At 58.5% G+C, this 17,304-nt stretch carries 21 protein-coding genes and 4 pseudogenes; 12 read left to right on the forward strand and 13 right to left on the reverse strand.

The genetic code is table 11. The features are described from left to right. Positions 1 to 10 precede the first annotated feature (10 nt). Positions 11 to 916, forward strand: a complete 906-nt coding sequence (locus tag AC1DUP_RS34840) for a LysR family transcriptional regulator (protein ID WP_113310531.1) — start codon at positions 11 to 13, stop codon at positions 914 to 916. Between the two features lie 197 nt (positions 917 to 1,113). Here the strand turns inward: AC1DUP_RS34840 and AC1DUP_RS34845 are convergent, their stop codons facing one another. The 3 genes from AC1DUP_RS34845 to AC1DUP_RS34855 form a co-directional block, all read right to left on the reverse strand. Then, entirely contained in the window at positions 1,114 to 1,827 is a 714-nt protein-coding gene (locus AC1DUP_RS34845; protein ID WP_115039015.1) for an IS6 family transposase, read from the reverse strand. A 357-nt stretch (positions 1,828 to 2,184) separates the two neighbouring features. Next, positions 2,185 to 2,829 carry an HD domain-containing protein gene (locus tag AC1DUP_RS34850; RefSeq protein WP_113310529.1) on the reverse strand — a complete coding sequence of 215 codons (645 nt, stop codon included), beginning with the start codon at positions 2,827 to 2,829 and terminating at the stop codon, positions 2,185 to 2,187. A 156-nt stretch (positions 2,830 to 2,985) separates the two neighbouring features. Continuing rightward, positions 2,986 to 3,405 (reverse strand): cupin domain-containing protein, encoded by a 420-nt coding sequence (locus AC1DUP_RS34855; RefSeq protein ID WP_113310528.1) that lies wholly within the window; start codon positions 3,403 to 3,405, stop codon positions 2,986 to 2,988. An 88-nt stretch (positions 3,406 to 3,493) separates the two neighbouring features. Between AC1DUP_RS34855 and pdxR the strand changes: the two genes are divergently transcribed. Next, positions 3,494 to 4,921, forward strand: a complete 1,428-nt coding sequence (gene pdxR, locus AC1DUP_RS34860; protein ID WP_113310527.1) for a MocR-like pyridoxine biosynthesis transcription factor PdxR — start codon at positions 3,494 to 3,496, stop codon at positions 4,919 to 4,921. A gap of 33 nt (positions 4,922 to 4,954) precedes the next feature. On the opposite strand, the gene AC1DUP_RS34865 is transcribed toward pdxR, so the two are convergent. Further along, on the reverse strand, positions 4,955 to 5,932 hold the full coding sequence (locus AC1DUP_RS34865) for an NADP-dependent oxidoreductase (RefSeq protein WP_477837056.1): 978 nt from the start codon (positions 5,930 to 5,932) through the stop codon (positions 4,955 to 4,957). Between the two features lie 51 nt (positions 5,933 to 5,983). Next, positions 5,984 to 6,742 carry an HD domain-containing protein gene (locus AC1DUP_RS34870; RefSeq protein ID WP_115039013.1) on the reverse strand — a complete coding sequence of 253 codons (759 nt, stop codon included), beginning with the start codon at positions 6,740 to 6,742 and terminating at the stop codon, positions 5,984 to 5,986. A 425-nt stretch (positions 6,743 to 7,167) separates the two neighbouring features. On the opposite strand from AC1DUP_RS34870, the gene AC1DUP_RS34875 reads away from it, so the two are divergent. The 3 genes and pseudogenes from AC1DUP_RS34875 to AC1DUP_RS34885 form a co-directional block, all read left to right on the forward strand. Next, positions 7,168 to 7,395 (forward strand): CopG family transcriptional regulator, encoded by a 228-nt coding sequence (locus tag AC1DUP_RS34875; RefSeq protein WP_113310558.1) that lies wholly within the window; start codon positions 7,168 to 7,170, stop codon positions 7,393 to 7,395. Further along, entirely contained in the window at positions 7,392 to 7,835 is a 444-nt protein-coding gene (locus AC1DUP_RS34880; RefSeq protein ID WP_113310525.1) for a TA system VapC family ribonuclease toxin, read from the forward strand. Before AC1DUP_RS34875 ends, AC1DUP_RS34880 begins: the two co-directional genes overlap by 4 nt. Positions 7,836 to 7,887: 52 nt before the next feature. Further along, a pseudogene (locus AC1DUP_RS34885) lies at positions 7,888 to 7,992 on the forward strand (acetamidase/formamidase family protein); the annotation flags it as partial. A 127-nt stretch (positions 7,993 to 8,119) separates the two neighbouring features. Here the strand turns inward: AC1DUP_RS34885 and AC1DUP_RS34890 are convergent. The 4 genes and pseudogenes from AC1DUP_RS34890 to AC1DUP_RS34905 all read right to left on the reverse strand — a co-directional run bounded on the left by AC1DUP_RS34890 (position 8,120) and on the right by AC1DUP_RS34905 (position 10,541). After that, a complete protein-coding gene (locus tag AC1DUP_RS34890; RefSeq protein ID WP_477837070.1) occupies positions 8,120 to 8,395 on the reverse strand; it encodes a hypothetical protein in 276 nt (91 codons plus the stop codon). Beyond that, positions 8,287 to 8,629: pseudogene (locus tag AC1DUP_RS34895) on the reverse strand (SLC13 family permease); the annotation flags it as partial. The gene AC1DUP_RS34890 and the pseudogene AC1DUP_RS34895, both read right to left, overlap by 109 nt. Next, positions 8,626 to 9,915: an MFS transporter gene (locus AC1DUP_RS34900; RefSeq protein WP_477837059.1), complete on the reverse strand. Its 1,290-nt coding sequence runs from the start codon at positions 9,913 to 9,915 to the stop codon at positions 8,626 to 8,628. The gene AC1DUP_RS34900 and the pseudogene AC1DUP_RS34895, both read right to left, overlap by 4 nt. Positions 9,916 to 10,022: 107 nt before the next feature. Next, positions 10,023 to 10,541 carry a hypothetical protein gene (locus tag AC1DUP_RS34905; RefSeq protein ID WP_477837061.1) on the reverse strand — a complete coding sequence of 173 codons (519 nt, stop codon included), beginning with the start codon at positions 10,539 to 10,541 and terminating at the stop codon, positions 10,023 to 10,025. Positions 10,542 to 10,675: 134 nt separating this feature from the next. Here AC1DUP_RS34905 and AC1DUP_RS34910 point away from each other — a divergent pair, with 134 nt between their 5' ends. Together AC1DUP_RS34910 and AC1DUP_RS34915 are read left to right on the forward strand one after the other, a co-directional pair. Next, positions 10,676 to 11,338: a response regulator transcription factor gene (locus tag AC1DUP_RS34910; protein ID WP_113310523.1), complete on the forward strand. Its 663-nt coding sequence runs from the start codon at positions 10,676 to 10,678 to the stop codon at positions 11,336 to 11,338. Beyond that, entirely contained in the window at positions 11,335 to 12,729 is a 1,395-nt protein-coding gene (locus AC1DUP_RS34915) for a sensor histidine kinase (protein WP_113310522.1), read from the forward strand. Before AC1DUP_RS34910 ends, AC1DUP_RS34915 begins: the two co-directional genes overlap by 4 nt. A gap of 153 nt (positions 12,730 to 12,882) precedes the next feature. Here AC1DUP_RS34915 and AC1DUP_RS34920 read toward each other — a convergent pair whose 3' ends face one another. After that, the gene (locus AC1DUP_RS34920) at positions 12,883 to 13,281 is read right to left on the reverse strand and encodes a response regulator (protein ID WP_113310521.1); all 399 of its coding nucleotides are present in this window, start codon (positions 13,279 to 13,281) and stop codon (positions 12,883 to 12,885) included. A 141-nt stretch (positions 13,282 to 13,422) separates the two neighbouring features. Next, positions 13,423 to 13,593, reverse strand: a complete 171-nt coding sequence (locus AC1DUP_RS34925) for a hypothetical protein (RefSeq protein WP_477837064.1) — start codon at positions 13,591 to 13,593, stop codon at positions 13,423 to 13,425. Positions 13,594 to 13,802: 209 nt separating this feature from the next. Here AC1DUP_RS34925 and AC1DUP_RS34930 point away from each other — a divergent pair, with 209 nt between their 5' ends. The 3 genes and pseudogenes from AC1DUP_RS34930 to AC1DUP_RS34940 form a co-directional block, all read left to right on the forward strand. Continuing rightward, the gene (locus AC1DUP_RS34930) at positions 13,803 to 15,053 is read left to right on the forward strand and encodes a histidine kinase dimerization/phosphoacceptor domain -containing protein (protein ID WP_113310520.1); all 1,251 of its coding nucleotides are present in this window, start codon (positions 13,803 to 13,805) and stop codon (positions 15,051 to 15,053) included. A 194-nt stretch (positions 15,054 to 15,247) separates the two neighbouring features. Next, entirely contained in the window at positions 15,248 to 15,421 is a 174-nt protein-coding gene (locus tag AC1DUP_RS34935) for a hypothetical protein (protein ID WP_477837072.1), read from the forward strand. Continuing rightward, positions 15,388 to 15,587: pseudogene (locus AC1DUP_RS34940) on the forward strand (IS6 family transposase); the annotation flags it as partial. The gene AC1DUP_RS34935 and the pseudogene AC1DUP_RS34940, both read left to right, overlap by 34 nt. A gap of 51 nt (positions 15,588 to 15,638) precedes the next feature. Here the strand turns inward: AC1DUP_RS34940 and AC1DUP_RS34945 are convergent. Next, positions 15,639 to 15,908: pseudogene (locus tag AC1DUP_RS34945) on the reverse strand (alpha/beta fold hydrolase); the annotation flags it as partial. Between the two features lie 402 nt (positions 15,909 to 16,310). Between AC1DUP_RS34945 and AC1DUP_RS34950 the strand changes: the two are divergent. Both AC1DUP_RS34950 and AC1DUP_RS34955 read left to right on the forward strand, forming a co-directional pair. After that, positions 16,311 to 16,577 carry a type II toxin-antitoxin system Phd/YefM family antitoxin gene (locus tag AC1DUP_RS34950; RefSeq protein ID WP_113310519.1) on the forward strand — a complete coding sequence of 89 codons (267 nt, stop codon included), beginning with the start codon at positions 16,311 to 16,313 and terminating at the stop codon, positions 16,575 to 16,577. Next, on the forward strand, positions 16,574 to 16,996 hold the full coding sequence (locus tag AC1DUP_RS34955) for a type II toxin-antitoxin system VapC family toxin (protein WP_113310518.1): 423 nt from the start codon (positions 16,574 to 16,576) through the stop codon (positions 16,994 to 16,996). Before AC1DUP_RS34950 ends, AC1DUP_RS34955 begins: the two co-directional genes overlap by 4 nt. Here AC1DUP_RS34955 and AC1DUP_RS34960 read toward each other — a convergent pair. Beyond that, the coding region (locus AC1DUP_RS34960; protein WP_477837067.1) for a hypothetical protein at positions 16,974 to 17,304 on the reverse strand (331 nt) is incomplete at its 5' end. The two genes, AC1DUP_RS34955 and AC1DUP_RS34960, sit on opposite strands and share 23 nt — an antisense overlap.

Genomic DNA, 17,304 nt, shown 5'->3' on the forward strand with positions numbered 1-17,304 from the left:
TTGGAAGGCTATGGATCGCCTCGAGGCAATGACGATATTTCTGGCGGCCGTGGAAACGGGCAGCCTGTCGGCGGCCAGCAGGCGGCTGCGTATTCCCCTGGCGACGGTGAGTCGAAGGGTGTCCGAGCTCGAAGACCATTTGAAGTTTCGCCTGCTGGTGCGGGGCAATCGCAAGCTCACGCTCACGCAGGCCGGGCAGACCTATCTGTCCTCCTGCCGACGGATCCTCGAAGACCTGGCCGAAGCGGAACGCGATGCGGCCGGCGAATACGAGACGCCGCGCGGCTTGCTTACGGTCAGCGTGCCGCAGGTTCTGGGGCGCGTTCATGTGATGCCGGTCGTTGCCGAATTCCTGCGCGAATACCCCGACATCCGCGTCAGCGTTCAACTCACCGACCGCAAGATCAGCGTGGGAGAGGAAGGCGTCGATCTTGCGCTTCGCGTCGGCGAACTTCCAGACAGCAGCATGATCGCCTTGCGCGCCGGTTCGTTCGGCCAGGTCATCTGCGCCAGTCCATCCTATTTCGCGGATCGGCACGTTCCGGAACATCCTGCGGATCTGGCCGCGCATAGCTGCATTGGCTATGAGGGGCTGGCAACCGGAACGCGCTGGGAGTTCGGCTCCGGCACCGCGCGCCGGACTGTCGAGGTGCCGTGCCGCCTCCTCGTCAACTCGATCGAGGCAGCGTTGAGCGCCGCGCTGGCCGGCGGGGGGATTGCGTGCGTTTTGTCTTACCTGGCCGATGAGCTGGTCGAGGCGAAAAAGCTTGTGACCGTTCTCGACGCTCACGCTCCGCCTGCCATCCCGGTCAGCTTCATTTATCCCGGTCAGCGCCAGGTGCCACTCAAGTTGCGCGCATTTCTGGATTTCGCAGTTCCGCGGATGAAAGACAGATTGCGGTACGGACAGCACTAGAACTGTCAGGCGAAAACGGGGGAGCGCCCGTCATCGGGCGGCGGACGTCGATCTATAGCAGCCAGTGGCCGGTGCAACCCTCACGCCTCGGCGCCTGCCATCCGGTCCATTAAGGAGCATCTGTTGCGCGATCTAGCTCCCAAAGGTGGCGTCGCCTTTACGGATCGTAGCCGCGGGCAAGGCACGCGTCCCGAATTTCAGAGCACGGTCGACAATGCGATTTCACGCCAGGTGCTGACGGCGCTGGCGTGGAGTTGGCGGTGGTCTGCGGCAGTGAGATGTTTCCGACGGAGATGAAAGAGGTTGGCGACCTGGCCATGAACCGAAACGAAACGTTGACATTGCCGCGCCGATTTGAAGCGCATCATCCGCCTCTCTCGTCGCCGCAGCGGAAGATGAGAATTTCCGGCGCGGTTGTTCAACCCCTTGTGCGATCGATGCTCAACGCCGGGTATCAACTCAGCTTTCGCGGCAGCATAGGAGCGCAGCTTGTCGGTGACCATCACCCTCGGCGTGGCACCCTGGCTTTTGAGCAGTTTGCGGATCAGCCGCAGCGCAGCGCTCTTGTTCCTACGGCTTTGTAAAAGCGCATCGAGAATAAGGCCTTCGGCATCGACGGCACGCCACAGCCAGTATTTCCTGCCCTTGATCGATACCACAAGTTCACCAAGATGCCATTTGTCGGCAAAGTTGCCGCGTGATCGCCGCCGGAGTTGATAAGCGAACTTGAGGCCAAATTTCACCACCCATTTCGACACTGTCTGAAACGACACTGCAATCCCGCGTTCGGCAAGCAGGTCTTCGACATCGCGGAGGCTCAGCGGAAATCGGTAATAAAGCCACACGGCATGGGCGATAATCTCGGCCGGAAAACGATGGCGGTGGTAACGGGCAAGCGGTTCTTCGGTCATGCTGGTCGAATATCACCTCGATCAGCAAAATCCGTTAAGGCGACGCCACCTTTCAGAGAGATTTCTCTGTCTAAAATAGCAGCCAATCGCTCGGAAAAAGTGTCCTGCGACAATCACGGTGTTCTTGGACAGCAATCTTAGCGAAGCTAGATCGATATCGCCGGACCCTCGACGGGGACCGCCCAAGATGAAGACATCGGCGACTGAAACCAACGAGGAGATCGAAAACGATAAGCTGGCTCCTGAGACTAAATCCAGAAGCCACTCTCGCCACCGGATAAGGCGGCATTTCCTTGTTGGCGCACGGCCCTATAGTAATACGCGGTCGGTTTCCTGAACCAGTATTCGCCGCCGGAATCAGCCGGGCCAGCTTGAACCCAGGATGACGCTGCACATATCGACCCGCTGAAACTTCGGGTCCTTGAATGCCAGCACGTCATCATTGAAGGTGCCGAAAGTGGTGTGGGGCCGGTGCTTCATGCCGTGATAGAACGCGTCGATGATCCCGTGCTTAAAGTTATCCTCACGCGGAAAAGCTTTGACAACGGCCTGCCGTTCCTCATCGGTGAATTGATCATAGCCGCGGCCGGCCACATCCATGCCGGCCCCGCTATGAAGCAGCGCGATCTCGGGATCCATGAATTCCGGTATGCCCGGCGTCGTGTGTAGAGCGACCGCGTTCCAGACGATTTGCAGGTCGTTGTTGGTGACGCCGTAGCTCTTGAGGAAATCCCGGGCAGCATTGGCCCCATCGACCTCAAAGCGCAGCTGGCTGTTCTCGTAGTGCGCCGTCAAGCCGATGTCGTGGAACATCGCAGCCGTGTAGAGCAGCTCGGGATCGAAGGTCATGCCTTTGCGGCGTCCTGTTATGGCGCCCCAACAAAAGACGCGCGCAGAATGATGGAAGAGCAGGTCGCCCTCCGTGTCGCGAATAAACTGCGTCACATCGCGACTGAGTTTGCTGCCAGGAATTCCTAAGTTGGAAAGCTCGTCTGTGTTCATATCAGTATCTCCTTTGCTGCGAGACCGGTCGATAAATAGCACCCGGCTGGCTAGGCGGCTCAGCATGACTTGGGATATCGCGCCGCGCGGCTCGGTGCCTTGTGGAGCGATATGGCTGTGGTCCGACCGCTTCATTGGTCAGCGCCCGGATCCCATTCATTTGATCGGGGTGGTAAGGGTAGTCTCGTCAGCATCGACAACGAAGACGGCGAGCAACCTGGCTGGTTTCGTCTTGCTCGCGTTGCGGCTCACCGAGTGGACCGCACCGGGTGGTTCAAACCAGCTGTCGCCGACCTTGTAGATCCTGGTTCGGCCGTCGTTCACCTTCGATTCAATCGCGCCTGCAAGCACATAGGCGTAGATGAAGGCGGATTTGGCGTGGCTATGTGCCGGCGATGCTGCGCCCGGTGCATAATCGACCTCTACGACACGAAACGACTTACCGGGGATATTACCAATCGCCTGATCGAATTTGGGTATGACCGTTTCGACCTGGCCGTCATGGGCAAAGGTATGCCCGCCAAGAGTAAAGGCGAGTGCGACGCAGATCGCGGGGAGGATGGTGCGGATTTTCATGGGTTTCTCCTTCTGATGCTGGAAAGATGGCCAGCCGGAAGATCAGAATAAAGTACCAAGAACGAAGCAAAATCCTGTACCATGGCTCATGAACAAGCCATTGAACTTTAATATCGATCGGTCAGCCAAAACGTCCCTATCGGAGCAAATCCGAAAAGCGATGGCCGTGGCTATGGAAAGCGGGGTGTTGGTGCCCGGCGCACGCCTGCCGTCATGGCAGGATCTTTCTGCCCAACTCGGTGTCGCGCGGGGAACGGTTCGAACTGCATACGCAAAACTCGCCGCCGCACAACTGATCGAAGCGTCCCGAGCCTCAGGTACCCGGGTTGCGCAGCGCCCTCATGCGGTCAAAAAAGGCGACCCTCTGCCACAGGCAGGCTCGTTTCTGGAGACCTATCTGGAGATGACGCAGGGACCGGCGTTCTTCCAGATGGGCGTCCCGGCAACCGACACCTTCCCAGCGACGTTGTTCTCACGCATCCACGCGAAGGCTGCCCGCACAAAGGCAGGTGCGTTGCCTCTTTATCCCGATCCGCGCGGTGAGTTCGAGCTCAGGCGCGAAATCGCCTCCTACCTCGCCGTCGCCCGAGGGATAAACTGCTCGCCCTCGCAGGTGATTATCACCGGTGGATTCGGCGCGGGCCTCGGCTTAGCGCTCAGCGTCCTTGCTCTGGCTGGCCATGCCGCCTGGGTCGAAAATCCGGGATTCCCTTGGTCAAGAAAAGGCCTTGAGCTTTCCGGCCTTTCACTCGCACCAATTCCCGTCGATGCGGATGGCATCGATATTGATTTCGGATTGCGTCAGCATCCCGACGCCAAGATTGCCGTTGTGACTCCAGGGCAGCAAGCCCCTCTCGGGCCGACGATGTCGCTTGATCGACGTCTTGGTCTCCTCGAATGGGCCAGCAACGCTGGCGCATGGGTCATCGAAGACGACTATCTGAGTGAGCTTCAGTTGACGGGACGCGCCGCGCCGGCGCTGGCATCACTCGACCGGGGCGGGCGCGTCATCCACATCGGCTCGTTCAGCAAGACGATCAGCCCGGCAATACGGCTCGGTTTCATTGTCGCGCCGGCCGATCTAGTCGGCCGGTTCTCCGAGATGGCAGCCTGCCTGGCGCCGGCCCCTGGACCTGCGATACAGGTCGCCACCGCGGAGTTCATGCAGGAGGGTCACTATATCCGCCATCTGCGCCGAACCAAGCGCGCCTACGCAGCCAGGCAAGAGGCGCTATTGGATTACCTGCGGTCGCGTGTTGGTATCGATAGGGCCGAGGCGACCGGTTTGGCCGTCTTACTGAGATTGCCCGAGGATGTATCAGACGTGGCAGCTGCTCGCGCAGCTTTCAGCTTTGGAATGTCGCCATCGCCGCTGTCGGCCTGGTACCTGTCGTCCGACGACGCGGCATCCGGGCTCCTTCTCGGCGTCGCGACGACGCCGATGAAGAATCTCGACCGATCCTGTGATCGACTGCTCGAGGCGATACGTCACTCACGCTTGCCCGCTTTACCCTGAACCAGCTCTACGAGATCTTGTAGGGCAGTTAGCTTAAACGGAGAGAACAATCTTGCCCCCTGGCGCACTACGCACCCCGTCCAGCATCAGATGAGCCTCGTACGCATGCTCAAGCGGGAGGATCGTCCCGACACGCGTCTTCAAAGCGCCATCGTCGATCAGCTCGGCGATCTTCTTCAGCTGCTCGGTTCCGACGCTGACAAGAAAGAACGCGGCTTCAACCCCATGCTCACTTGCAAGATCCTGGTCGGGTGGTGAGACAGCCGAGATCAGTTTGCCGCCGTGCTTCAGGACCTGGAACGAACGCTTTTGGGTGTCGCCGCCGACGAGATCAAGGACAGCGTCCACATCCCGGGCAACGTCTTCAAAGCGCTCGCTGTGATAGTCGACCAAAGTATCCGCGCCCAGTTCACGGAGGTAGGCGAAGTCTCTCCTGGCAGCAGTGGCGATGATCTCGATACCCGCACGCCTAGCCAGCTGCACGGCATAAGCGCCGACATTTCCGGCGGCGCCGTGGATCAGCACCTTCTGCCCGGCGACGAGCTGCGCTTGATCAAACAGGCCCTGCCACGCCGTGACGGCGATCACCGGTACTGAGGCGGCATCAGCGTAGCTGATCGTTGCAGGCTTGCGAGCAATCATCTCCGCCGACGCCACCGCATATTGCGCATATGCGCCGATGAATCTCGGATTGGTTACGCCATAGACCGCGTCCCCAACCGAAAGACTGGCCACATCGGCGCCGATGGAAACGACGTCGCCGGATAGATCAGAGCCGAGCGTGAGCGGCAGGGGCTGAGGCAAGGCGCTCTTGCCGGCCCTGATCCATCCATCCCATGGCCCCACTCCAGCGGCCCTGACCCTTATCAGAACCTCGCCTGGACCAGGCACCGGCTTCGGGACAGGCTCGAATTTCATAACCTCTGGCGAGCCGAAATTATGGACGCGCCACGCCATCACGGATGCATCCCTTTGTTCGGGATTTGGATTAGTGGTTTCGAATGTCATCATGAACTCCTTGAGTTTGCTTTTTGTGGAAGCTCGGAACTTCTGCCTGTCCGCCTAATCGCCGACAGCCCATTTCGAGTTGCGCATCAAATTGCTGAAGTCCCTGCGGCGAAAGGTAGGATCTTTATAAGCCATGACATCGGCAAGCCCGGTGCCCTGTGTCGTCTCCGGACGATGCCCAAGGCTCTTGTAGAGAATCTCCATGAAGTCATCGGCAAAGTGTGGCCGGTGGGGATGGGCCGCCTCGACTGCGTTACGCTCGGCGGTCGTGAAGTTATCGTAGCCAGCTCCAACTAAATCCATATTGGCGCCTTCGGCAAGCAACGCCGCGGTCGGGGAAAGATTGGCGGAAATTCCATTTGTCGTGTGGAGCGCGATCGAAAGCCAGATATTCTCGCGTGAAACTTCCGGCACGCCGTGGCCGCGCAAGAAATCGCGTGCGGCGTTTGCGCCGTCGACTTCGAAGCGAAGATGGCTCTGACCGTACCTGTCCGTCAGGCCAAAGTCATGAAACAAAGCCGCCACATATAGTAGCTCAGGATCAAAGATGAGCCCTTTGCGTCTGCCCGCCAGCTCGGCCCACTGATAGACGCGGACAGAGTGCTCGAACAGAAAGTCGCCCTCCGCCTCGCGAACGAGGCGCGTCGCGTCGCGTGTCAATTCGGTGTCCGGTATATCTGCTGCGGGTTTACTCGTGTTGATATCTGCCTCGACTACAAGCGGTTCGGCTTGGCCGTCTCTCGGAAGACCAGTCAAGCCGGCAAAAACTGAAAGGGTGGAGCAGGTAGCCGCGATGATGGTTTGGAAGTTCATCGAATTTCTCCTTATCGCACGCTGGATATAATTCCGCGCTGGACCAGGAAACAGAACCAAGAATTTCGAAAAATCATGTACCAGCTGGGTCGATTCAGTGGCGTCCTTCACAAAGACCGCGGCGGCGAAGCTGAAGTCGGACTTACGGCATCCACCTGTTCTTGATCGCCGCTACCATATTGCGAGATGTTGCGATCGCCGTAAGCGTTGACCGTTGTATATAGACCTCTGTTTTACACAGAGCCTGTCGCCTTGAACAGGTTCGAACCGGAGACCCGTGGTTTGCGCACGGATTTGAGAATGTGATTTCAACCGTTTTCGCCGGTGAACAGATTGGCGCAATGGTGCGTCTTTCGGTACCACCTTGAGAAGGCCGACCACCTGCTTTATATGATGCGTGATGATTGATGCGCGATGAGGCGGATATGAGAACGACGTTGGCAATCGACGACGATGTGCTGATCGCCGCAAAAGCGATGGCAACCCAGCAGCACCGGAGCGTCGGCGAGGTCATTTCTGAGCTGGCGAGACATTCTCTACGCCGACCGCCCAGCAGCGGCGAGCGCAATGGCATTCCTCTCCTGTCAACTCGGCCGGATACGCCGCCAGTGACACTGGAAATCGTGAACGCCATGCGTGACGAACTGCCGTGACTTTCCTGCTCGACGTCAATGTGCTGATTGCCTTGATCGATCCGGGCCATGTAGCTCATGATGATGCCCACGAATGGTTCGCGGCGATGGGTCAGACCGCGTGGGCTACCTGCCCCATTACAGAAAATGGTGTCATCCGGATTGTCGGCAATCCCAAATATCCCAACTCTCCCGGTTCACCGTCACTCGTGATGGAAATTGTCCGCAAATTGCGGTCGCTCCCCGGTCACAGTTTTTGGCCGGACGATGTGAGCCTTGTCGGGTCAGGTGATATCGCTCCCACGAAAATTCTAACATCGGGGCAGGTAACTGACACCTACCTGCTTGCGCTAGCCAAGGCGCGCGGGGGCCAGCTGGCGACATTCGATCGCAAGCTGTCAGCAGCAGCGGTTACAAGGGGCAATTCTGCCTTGCACCTGATCACCACGAGTAGATCGTGAGTTCCCGTCGATCCATTATGCGATCTGCCTGGCTTAAAACGTGAAGAAATGGGATGCCTACATGCTGCTCAGCCAGTGCGGCATCGTACGCCTTGGCAACTTCGTCGATCCAAAATATTCCGTTGGCGCCGCTGTGAAGAAACAGATCATAGGATAGGATGACCAGCCATCTGTTTTCTCGACAGGCGGGCCGCCGTTTCTTCCTTAGACACTTGCGGCCGGCCAGTCATTTGCCGGCTCTTCAACAGCTCTGCCGAAACGTCGTCTGCAGGGTCGGGATGACGTTAATTGGCAATCCGCAAACGCTCGATTTCTTCCATCGCGGCTTGAAAGACTTCGGCCTGTTTAGCTCCCGAAACGACCCCTTGATCAACCAGGTTTGCAAGACCGTCTCGAAACTCTCCGCGCCAGTCCATCTTTTCGTTTCCTCCGTTTGATCTGTTTGTCGGATAGCGGCGTTTGACAGGAATGCCGTGACGACAATACCAACCGCGTAGATGAGGACGAACAGGCGCTTCGGCGATCCCTTGGCGTAAGCGGTGGCGATAGAAGCCAGCCATTCAAACGGCCGCTCCTGACGTGCGAGCTCGGAGAGCAACATCATACCGATCAGAGACAGATGGACGTCGAAGCACTTGGCAACACCAGCCCAGGCATCGCCTGGACCAATCAGTCCCATGGCAACCAGAAGCGCCGCGCCGAGAATCGCCCAGATGGCTCCAAGCGAAAGGCCACGTAATCACACCCAGGGCGGTCAACCCGGCTATGCCCCAGGTCATGGTCAGTGCGTTCATCGTATTTCCAAACCGAATTTTAGAGCTGGCGCCGACACATCGCCATTAGCGACGGGCCGCAGCATCCATATCGTCCTTTTCGGCGGAGCAATACTGTCTCGACCGATCAGGAAGGTGGCGAATGCAAGCACGGCAACTCCGCCATGGACCCAATAGGCGAGCCCGTAGCCCCCCATGTCCGTCAGCCAGCCGGCAACGATATTGCTGAGCGACGCCCCGATCCCCTGCACCGTCATCACCGCGGCGAGGCCCACATTGAAACGTCCGGTCCCGGCCAGGATCCGTTCCGCCGCGACCGGAGTTGCGATGCCGATCAGGCCGGCTCCGATGCCATCGAGGATCTGTACCGGAAAGATGACGGCAAAATCCGTGAAGGAGCCGGCAATCGCGCCGCGAATTGGCAGGGCCAGCAATCCGATGGTGAAAATGCTTGCTAGGCCAAAGCGGCGGATGAGGAGGGGTGCCGCAAGCGCCATGACGATCATGGCGAGCTGCGAAACGAATGTGGTCACCGCCGTGGTCCGGAATGGGGTGCCAAGCTGGATGGAGAAATCCTGGGCAATCAAGCGACTGATCGGCGCATTGCCGAAGTGGAAGATCATCAGCGTCACGGCGAGCAGGATGAGACCTTTGCTGCCGATCAAAACAGAGTAATCGGACGGACCGGGCGCACCATCATCATGCGCCAGGCCCCGCGCGACATCATGATTGATCCTCTTGGGATCTATCGCAATCGCTGCCGCGACGGCGGCGATTGCGGTCAGGACCATAAGGCCGATCACTCCGTTCAGGCCGAAGGCGACGGTGGCCACGTATATGCCGGCAAGCGAAACGACATTACCAAGATGGTTCCAGAGCTCGTTCCTCGCCACCTGATGCGAAAACTGCCTTTCACCGACGAGTCCCAGTGTCACCCCCATCAGCGCAGGTCCGACGATGGCGCCGACGATTGCAGTGGCCGACTGGCCACCGAAAACCGATGCATTGCCTGGACTGGCGAGCGTCCACAAGGCCGCTGCGGTGACAAATATGACCGGGACGATAATCAGCATGCGTTTGCGGCGGGATGCATCGACCCATGCGCCGAACAGCGGCGTCGCCACCATGCCAAGCGCTCCACCGAGCGTAGCGATGATACCGAGCGTCATCGGTGACCAGCCGTTGGTCGCTAGAAAACCGTCGAGAAACGGGCCAAGGCCATCGCGCGCATCGGCAAGGAAGAAGTTGAGAAATGCAAGCGCCACCAACGATCGGTCGGTCAGGCCTGTCCTTGAGATGGTTTGCATGCCCGTCTCTCTTGCTCGGGTTGTTTTCGATGTGATGGACCCTGGGAACGGGAAAACGGATCCCAAAATTCCGGGCGACTAGCACCGGGTGTCAGGACCCCAATTCGTCAGGGCTTGCCGTGACGGAGCAAGTCTTCCAGCGGGCCGTGACGCGGCGGTCCGCCAGCCGGTCCGAGTGCCTCGACGCTGCCATCCTGCCGAACGATGAAGCTCGGGTGCAGGAAGCCGCGTTCGAATCGGCCTTGGACACTGACGGCTTCATTGAGCCCCACGAGCTTGCCGCCTTCGCCGGCCGGCCCAGTCTCGACCAGGGCCCGTCCACTGTCGTCCTGAACGATGAACTTGTTGCCGAAGACTTCGGCTACCTTTCCCTTGACGGTCACCAGGCTCCAATCCGGCATGGCCGAGATCGCGACCGGCGTCATGGGGGCGAGCTCCATGCTTGGACGGGTCAGTTTCATTGCGCCGGCGCCGGCGGCAGCTCCGAGCGCCAGGATGGCAAAAGCGGTTACCCCGAACGGCGCCAGGCGACGGGTTCGGTGGCTGTGAGGTGGCTTAGGATGCGGGTGCTTGCCGGCCTCGGCCTCGTGATGATTGGCGGGGGTGTTTTGGTCCAGGGTTGACATGGAAATCTCCTGTTCTGGTTTGACGGGAGAGTTTTATCAGTGTGGTACCACCACGGACCTGAACCTTGCGGTTCAGGTTGAGTTAAGCCTTGCTGGCTTAGCAATGGCGCCATCCAGACAGAAACGGACCACAGATGCGCGTGCTTCTTGTCGAAGACGATAACGACCTTTCCAAGCGAATTGCCGCCAGCCTGCGGGCGGAAAGCTTTGTGGTCGATATCGCCCATAACGGTGAGGATGCCCAGCATGCCGGCCTTACCGAGATCTACGACATTGCGGTTCTCGATCTGGGATTGCCCAAGATCGACGGCGTGTCCGTTCTCAAAGCATGGCGGACCGCCGACCGCACCTTTCCGGTCCTGATGCTGACGGCACGTGACGGCTGGCCTGACAAAGTTGAAAGCTTCAAGGCGGGCGCGGACGACTTTCTCACAAAACCTTTCAAGGTCGAGGAACTGGTGCTGCGACTTCGCGCACTCGTCCGGCGCTCGGCCGGTCACGCCAGCTCGAAGATTACATGCGGACCCGTGGCATTCGATGCCCAGCTCGGCACGTTCGAACTCAGCGGCTTGCCGTTGAAACTCACCGCCCTCGAATGGCGGGTTTTATCCTGCCTGATGCTTCGAAAGGAGATCATCGTCGATCGGCGCGAGCTGATCGAGAGGGTCTACGAGGGCGATGCCGAAGTTGATTCCAACTCGATCGAGGTGATCATTGCGAGGCTGCGCCGAAAGATCGGGGCGGAGTTGATTGAAACGGTTCGTGGGCGCGGTTACATGCTGACGGCTGCGTCATGAATGGTCTCGGCTTGTACACGCGGCCGTCGATCTCGCGGCGGCTGGTCGGATTCTCGCTCGTCTTCGTCACCGCGACTGTTATCTTTGCTTCCGTCATTCTCTATCTGATCGTCGCAGGTGTCGTTCGCGAGCAGATCGATCAACGGCTGGATACCCAAATCGACGGACTGCGAGGGAGCCTTTTCCTCAACGCGAACGGAACGCTGGCTCTCAGAACTTCGTTGGACGGCCCGCCATTCGACCGCAGGGGCGCCGGGTGGTACTGGCAGGTTTCGGCCGGCGAAGTTCTCATCACCTCAAGGTCACTCGCTGGTCAAAGTATCGACAGCCCTCCCCGTCCGTTGGATTGGCGACATGTCTTGAGTGGGGCGCCACAGCCGACCGATCACATGCCATTCCAAGGAGGGGAGCTCTACCTGCGCGTCGCTTCGGCGAACATCGGCGGTAAGACAGCTGAGATCGCCGTTACCGCGCCCCAATCGGCGCTGACCGCCCCGGCAAGGCGTGCGCTTCTGTGGTTGATCCCCGCGATGACGTTTCTGGGTACCGTTCTGGTGTCGGGCATCCTGCTCCAGGTTGGTTACGGTCTGCGCCCTCTTCGACAACTGACATCGAGCATCTCGGAAATCACGGCCGGCAATCTGCCGCGCCTGGCAGATGTCGACGTCGAAGAGTTGAGTCTCGTAACGCAGGAAATTAACCGCCTGGTCGATCAGAACCGGCAGCGGCTCGCCGACACACGCCTGCACTTTGCCAATCTTGCTCATGGGCTCAAGACGCCGGTCACAAGTCTTTCGCTCGCGCTGAATCCAGAAAACGACCCTGATGGTGAAATGCGCAGCCTGGTCGACCGGATCGACCGGCGCATTCGCCATCATCTCGCCCGCGCCCGGAAGACCGCGGCCGGGGGGAGTGGTCTCAGCACCGCCATCAAACCTCGTATCGACGATCTCCTTGTTGTCATGACGCGGATTTATGCCGACCGAGGCATCACTGTCCGTTGCGATATCGATCCAGACATGTTTGTTGCCTGCACCGAAGAGGATGTGGATGAGATTCTTGGCAATCTGATCGACAATGCATTCAAGTGGGCAGCAGGCGTCATCCAAATGTCGGGTAGAACCGAAGGCAGCATGATCGTGATCATAGTCGAAGATGACGGTCCAGGCATGGCGCAAGACACAATGGCGGAAGCCTTCCTCCCCGGTAAGCGCATGGATGAAGCTGTTCCCGGTGATGGTTTTGGATTGACGATCGCTAACGAGCTTATCCAGCTGTATGGTGGATCGATTACGCTTTCGAAGGCCACAAACGGGGGATTGAGATGCTCCGTTTCGTTGCAACGGGGTTTAAAAGATGCAACCGGGATCGCGTCGCTTATGCGGAAATAGGAAGACCTTTACGCTTGGTCGTGGGTAGCGCGATGGAACGGTTAAACAACCGTTACAAGGAGGCACCGATCGTTCCAAAGCCTTCGCGGCCGATCGGATCGCGCTTTTTTTTGTAGCGACTTTAAGATTGTTGGGTCTTCAAGCAATACGTCCTCACCGCGACATACCTTTCCCGTCGCCTGCCATCTGCCGCAGCGTCGCTACAACGACATCAAGGTCATAAGGTTTCGGGTAGAACACAGCACGCTCTGGCAAAACCAGTTCTTCAATGCGTTTGTGCCCCGACACGATGACTATCTCGATGGGCGGCCAGCGGTCGCGAACAGCCGCAGCGAGTTTTATCCCGTCGAGGGACCCCGGCATGTCAATATCGGTAAAGACTATCCGAATGTCCGTCCGAGCTTCCAAGATTGACACAGCGATATCAGCATTTGCCGCCTCGACAACATCGAACCCCGCCGCCTCGATAAAATCCACGGCAATTATCCCGATAAGGGGTTCGTCCTCGACTATGAGAACGACGGGTTTCGAGTGAGGTCGAGTTTGGCCCATCGTTTTGCCTATAACGCGCGAGACAGGCCTCACCGAAGCCGGGTCCAACTCAACACTTAGGCGAGAGCGTTGTTCCGACGTTGTCTCGAATGCTGCAACTGGGGTGGTGCTCAAGGACCTTCACGGCTTCGACAGTGCGGGTCAAGGCGACAGGCACTCTTCGCAGATGCCGCAACAGTCCTCGTCGATCACGGCCGGACGTCCGCAGCAATCGCACGACGACACCGAACCGGAGGGGCATTTCTTCGGTTCAGGAGGCAAGATTTCCATCATGTCGTCGTCGAACACCTTTGTGAGGATCAAATCATCCATCTCGCAGCTCCGGGGGTTGAGCTTGAGATGGTGATGAAGGCTTCGCAGTCAAGATCAGCGCCTCGACAGCATGAGAGCGGGAAGCGCTTCAGTTCGATAATCCGAATTCACTCGCCCATCGCCAGACTGATGTCGATCGCTACTGCACCGCAATCGCGAGGGTGGGAGGAGTCCACGATGCAGCATGACAAGCACATGACGAACCGCTAATGTCCGCTTCTTCCGCTCAGGAACTTTGGGGCGACAGGAAAGTTTCACTCCTAGCAAAGGCCCGTCGATTGTCCGAACCCGACCTCCATGAAGAGCCCTCCCCCAATCCCGACCAGCGTCCCACCGCCGATGAACTATCTTATCGGCTACGACAGCAGCGAACGGCGGCCGAGTTCGGCTACTTCGCCCTGAAAAACGAGAGTTTGCCGGAATTGTTACAAGAGGCCGTTCGTCTGTCGGCGCTCGGTGTCGGTGCGACCCAGGCAAAGTATATGGAGCATCTCGGGAACGGCCAAGGGTTCCTGGTCGCGGCAGGCGTGGGATGGAAAGACGGTGTCGTCGGTCGGGCGCGCGTCGGCGACGATTTGGAGAGCCCGGCTGGCTACGCTTTCCACACGAAGCAGGCCGTGATTTCCAACCATCTTGCGAACGAGGAACGCTTTCGGACGCCGACGCTCCTTATCGAGCATGGGATCATGCGGGCCCTCAACGTCATCATCCGCACCGAGCAAAAACCTTACGGTGTCATGGAGGTCGACAGCCCGAGCGATGGTAAATTCGACGAAGCCGACGTCGCCTTCATGGAGAGTTTTGCGTCGATCCTGGGTGTCGCCATCCAGCGTGAGGAACGGAGCGCGAAGTTGCGTGAAGCAATACGTCACCAGGAGGTTCTTACGCAGGAGGCGAGCCACCGCGTCAAGAACTCTCTAACCCTCGTCGCCGGATTACTGTCCATGCAGGCGCGGGCGTCCGGAAACGAAGACGTGTCTCGCGCTCTAAGGGATGCGGGACATCGGGTGCAGACCGTGGCAGCCGTTCACGACAGGTTATGGCGCAACAACGCGATCAAGAGCATCAATCTCGATGCCTTTGTCGCCGAGCTATGTGAACAGCTCCAGGCGTCGGCTCCGGGGACATCGGTCAAGTGTTCGGGAGACAATGTCGAGATCGCAACCGATCAAGCGGTAACGATCGGGCTTCTCGTCAATGAACTGGTCACCAACGCCATAAAATACGCGTACGATCAACAAGGCGGGCAGGTTGACGTTTCGATCAAGCGAAATGGGACCGGAATGCTCCGTCTTGTTGTAGAGGACAGCGGCAAAGGCTTGCCTGAGAATTTCGACTCGGCGAGCCGTGAAAGCCTCGGCGTGCGCCTCATTACCTCTCTCTGCAATCAACTGGAGACGGAGCCGGATTGGCAACGTACTAATCCCGGGACGCGCTTTGTCATCGATTTTGGGCTCTGACTCACATTTCCTGCTGTTGGGTATGATGCTTTCGCTGATTCATCGAAGGATCAGCTTATGCAACAACGATCTCAACGGGCGCCGCGCCCCAGCTCTTTGGATAGCTAGTTGCCGTGGCTCAACAGTCGCTGGGACGACGGCGCACGAAACGCCGCACTCTGGCGCCAGATGAAAGCGAAAGGAGGGATCGTCAAATGATCGGATTTGCGGTAGCTGACGTGGCAGGAAACTCTTCGTTTCAGCCCAAACTCAAGCTCGTTGAAGCATTCGTTTGCGGATTTCTCGCCGCTGTGTTCCTTTCAACCGGCTGCAGTTTCGCGGCGGATTCCGCTGTTCCCATCTGCCTCTGCGAAAACGGCAACGCGTGATGCAGGGCTTCCGATCCGTAGGTGGCGTGCAGGTATTTATGTCGGTGTTTTCAGCGGTAGAAATCTTTTCGTCCCGCCGCGCCAAAAGAACTCCGCTCTCGCCACTCACCTTCATCGGATCCGCGCAATGGCGCAGTGGAAAGCCGTGACCGGCGCAGCTGCGTGAGTTCATTGGAAAACGCCTTGGCGCACTTCGATGAACCAACGTGACATCGCCGACGAGCGCCTTTACCTTGGGATCGGTCCCGGCCTCGGAGAGGACGACGTCACCGTAGGAGTGGCCAACCAGAACCACGCCGCCGCTCGCCGCAGCGATGGCGCATTTCGTGACAGTGACGTCATCCTCCAGCGTGACCGTCGGGTTCTGGACGATGGTGACATCGTAACCGTCACTATTGAGGATGTCGTAAACGCCCTCCCATCCCGAACCATCGACGAAGCCGCCGTGGACAAGAACGATGGATTTCAGTGTGCTATCGGCTGCCATTGCTGCTGGTGCCCATGGTTGCGGCAAGCATCACGCCCGATGCGAGCAAGTTGAAAAACTGGACATTGGATGACTCCTTCATGTGTCCTTGGCGAACTGTCCGCCAACACACGATGACTAGTCCGGATTGCGCGCTTCCAGGTTGAACGATCCTGCGGCGCCGCAGGATCGTTCAACGTCGCGGTCCCATGGCCAAGCGGTAGCTAAGATTGGCGGTTTGGCAAAACTTGTTGGCAGGACACAGGGAGTGCCGCATCGGTGCTCCGGCTACTGACTGTTGATGAAAGCGGGAGCAGCAGCCCGCTCACGGATAGAAGGAGCCTCATCGCCCCTCAAGCTACTTGCCATTGATCCGGCATCGGGTTATATAGTCATTATAGTCACTATGGTCAGGAACGTGCAATGCAGCCATCACCGTATGATGAAAAAAGTTGGACCGTCGCCAATGCAAAGGCGAAACTCTCAGAAGTCATCGACCGCGCGCAATCCTCGCCGCAGACTATTACCCGAAACGGCAAGCCAAGCGTCGTCGTGGTCTCTGCCGAAGAATGGCAGCGGAAGACCGCACGCAAGGGTACGCTTGCTGAGTTTCTGATGGAGTCGCCACTACGGGGCGCCGAACTTGACCTCGAGCGTCAACGCGACAACCCACGTGATCTGTCGCTGTGAGACTTCTGCTCGACACTAATGTTCTGTCAGAAGTGACAAAGCCGCGCCCCGAAGGCCGCGTTCTCGCATGGCTGGATGGACTTGACGAAGACCGCTCCTTTATCAGTGTTGTGTCGATTGCGGAAATTCGTCGTGGCGTTGCGCTGATGGACAACGGCCGAAAGCGCGATGCTCTGGTCGAGTGGCTCGCCCTTGATCTGCCACAACGTTTCGAGCACCGTGTCATTCCGGTGGACGAACGTGTTGCTCTGGCCTGGGGTGACCTGATGGGCGAAGCCAAGCGGCGCGGTCGAGGCATGTCGTCGATGGACGGCCTGATCGCAGCCACCGCAGTTGCACACGGCCTCGTTCTCGCGACACGCAACATCAAGGATTTCGAGGGCGTCGGTATCAATCTCATTGATCCGTGGGGCGAGTGAGATGCAGTTCAATTTCAGTTGAGCCAGCAACGACAAGGGGGCTGATATCGAGGCGAAGGATGTCCGTGGGTGGACGCCGCTCATTGAACAGGCCAACAATCAAGATAACGGGCCTGATGTGGTCGCCGCCCTCCTTGCTCACGGAGCAAACCCTAATACCAAGGGGCCCCATGGTGAAACCGCGCTTTCTTTCGCGCGCGAAACCGGCGACGAGGAATTTATAAAGGTGTTGGTTTCGGCTGGAGCGACGGACTAAGGGAACGGCCGTCTGCGACAAGGTCAAGCGATCCGCGATCGCGCGCCGTGCT

It is taken from the genome of Rhizobium sp. 01L419 (assembly GCF_056400025.1).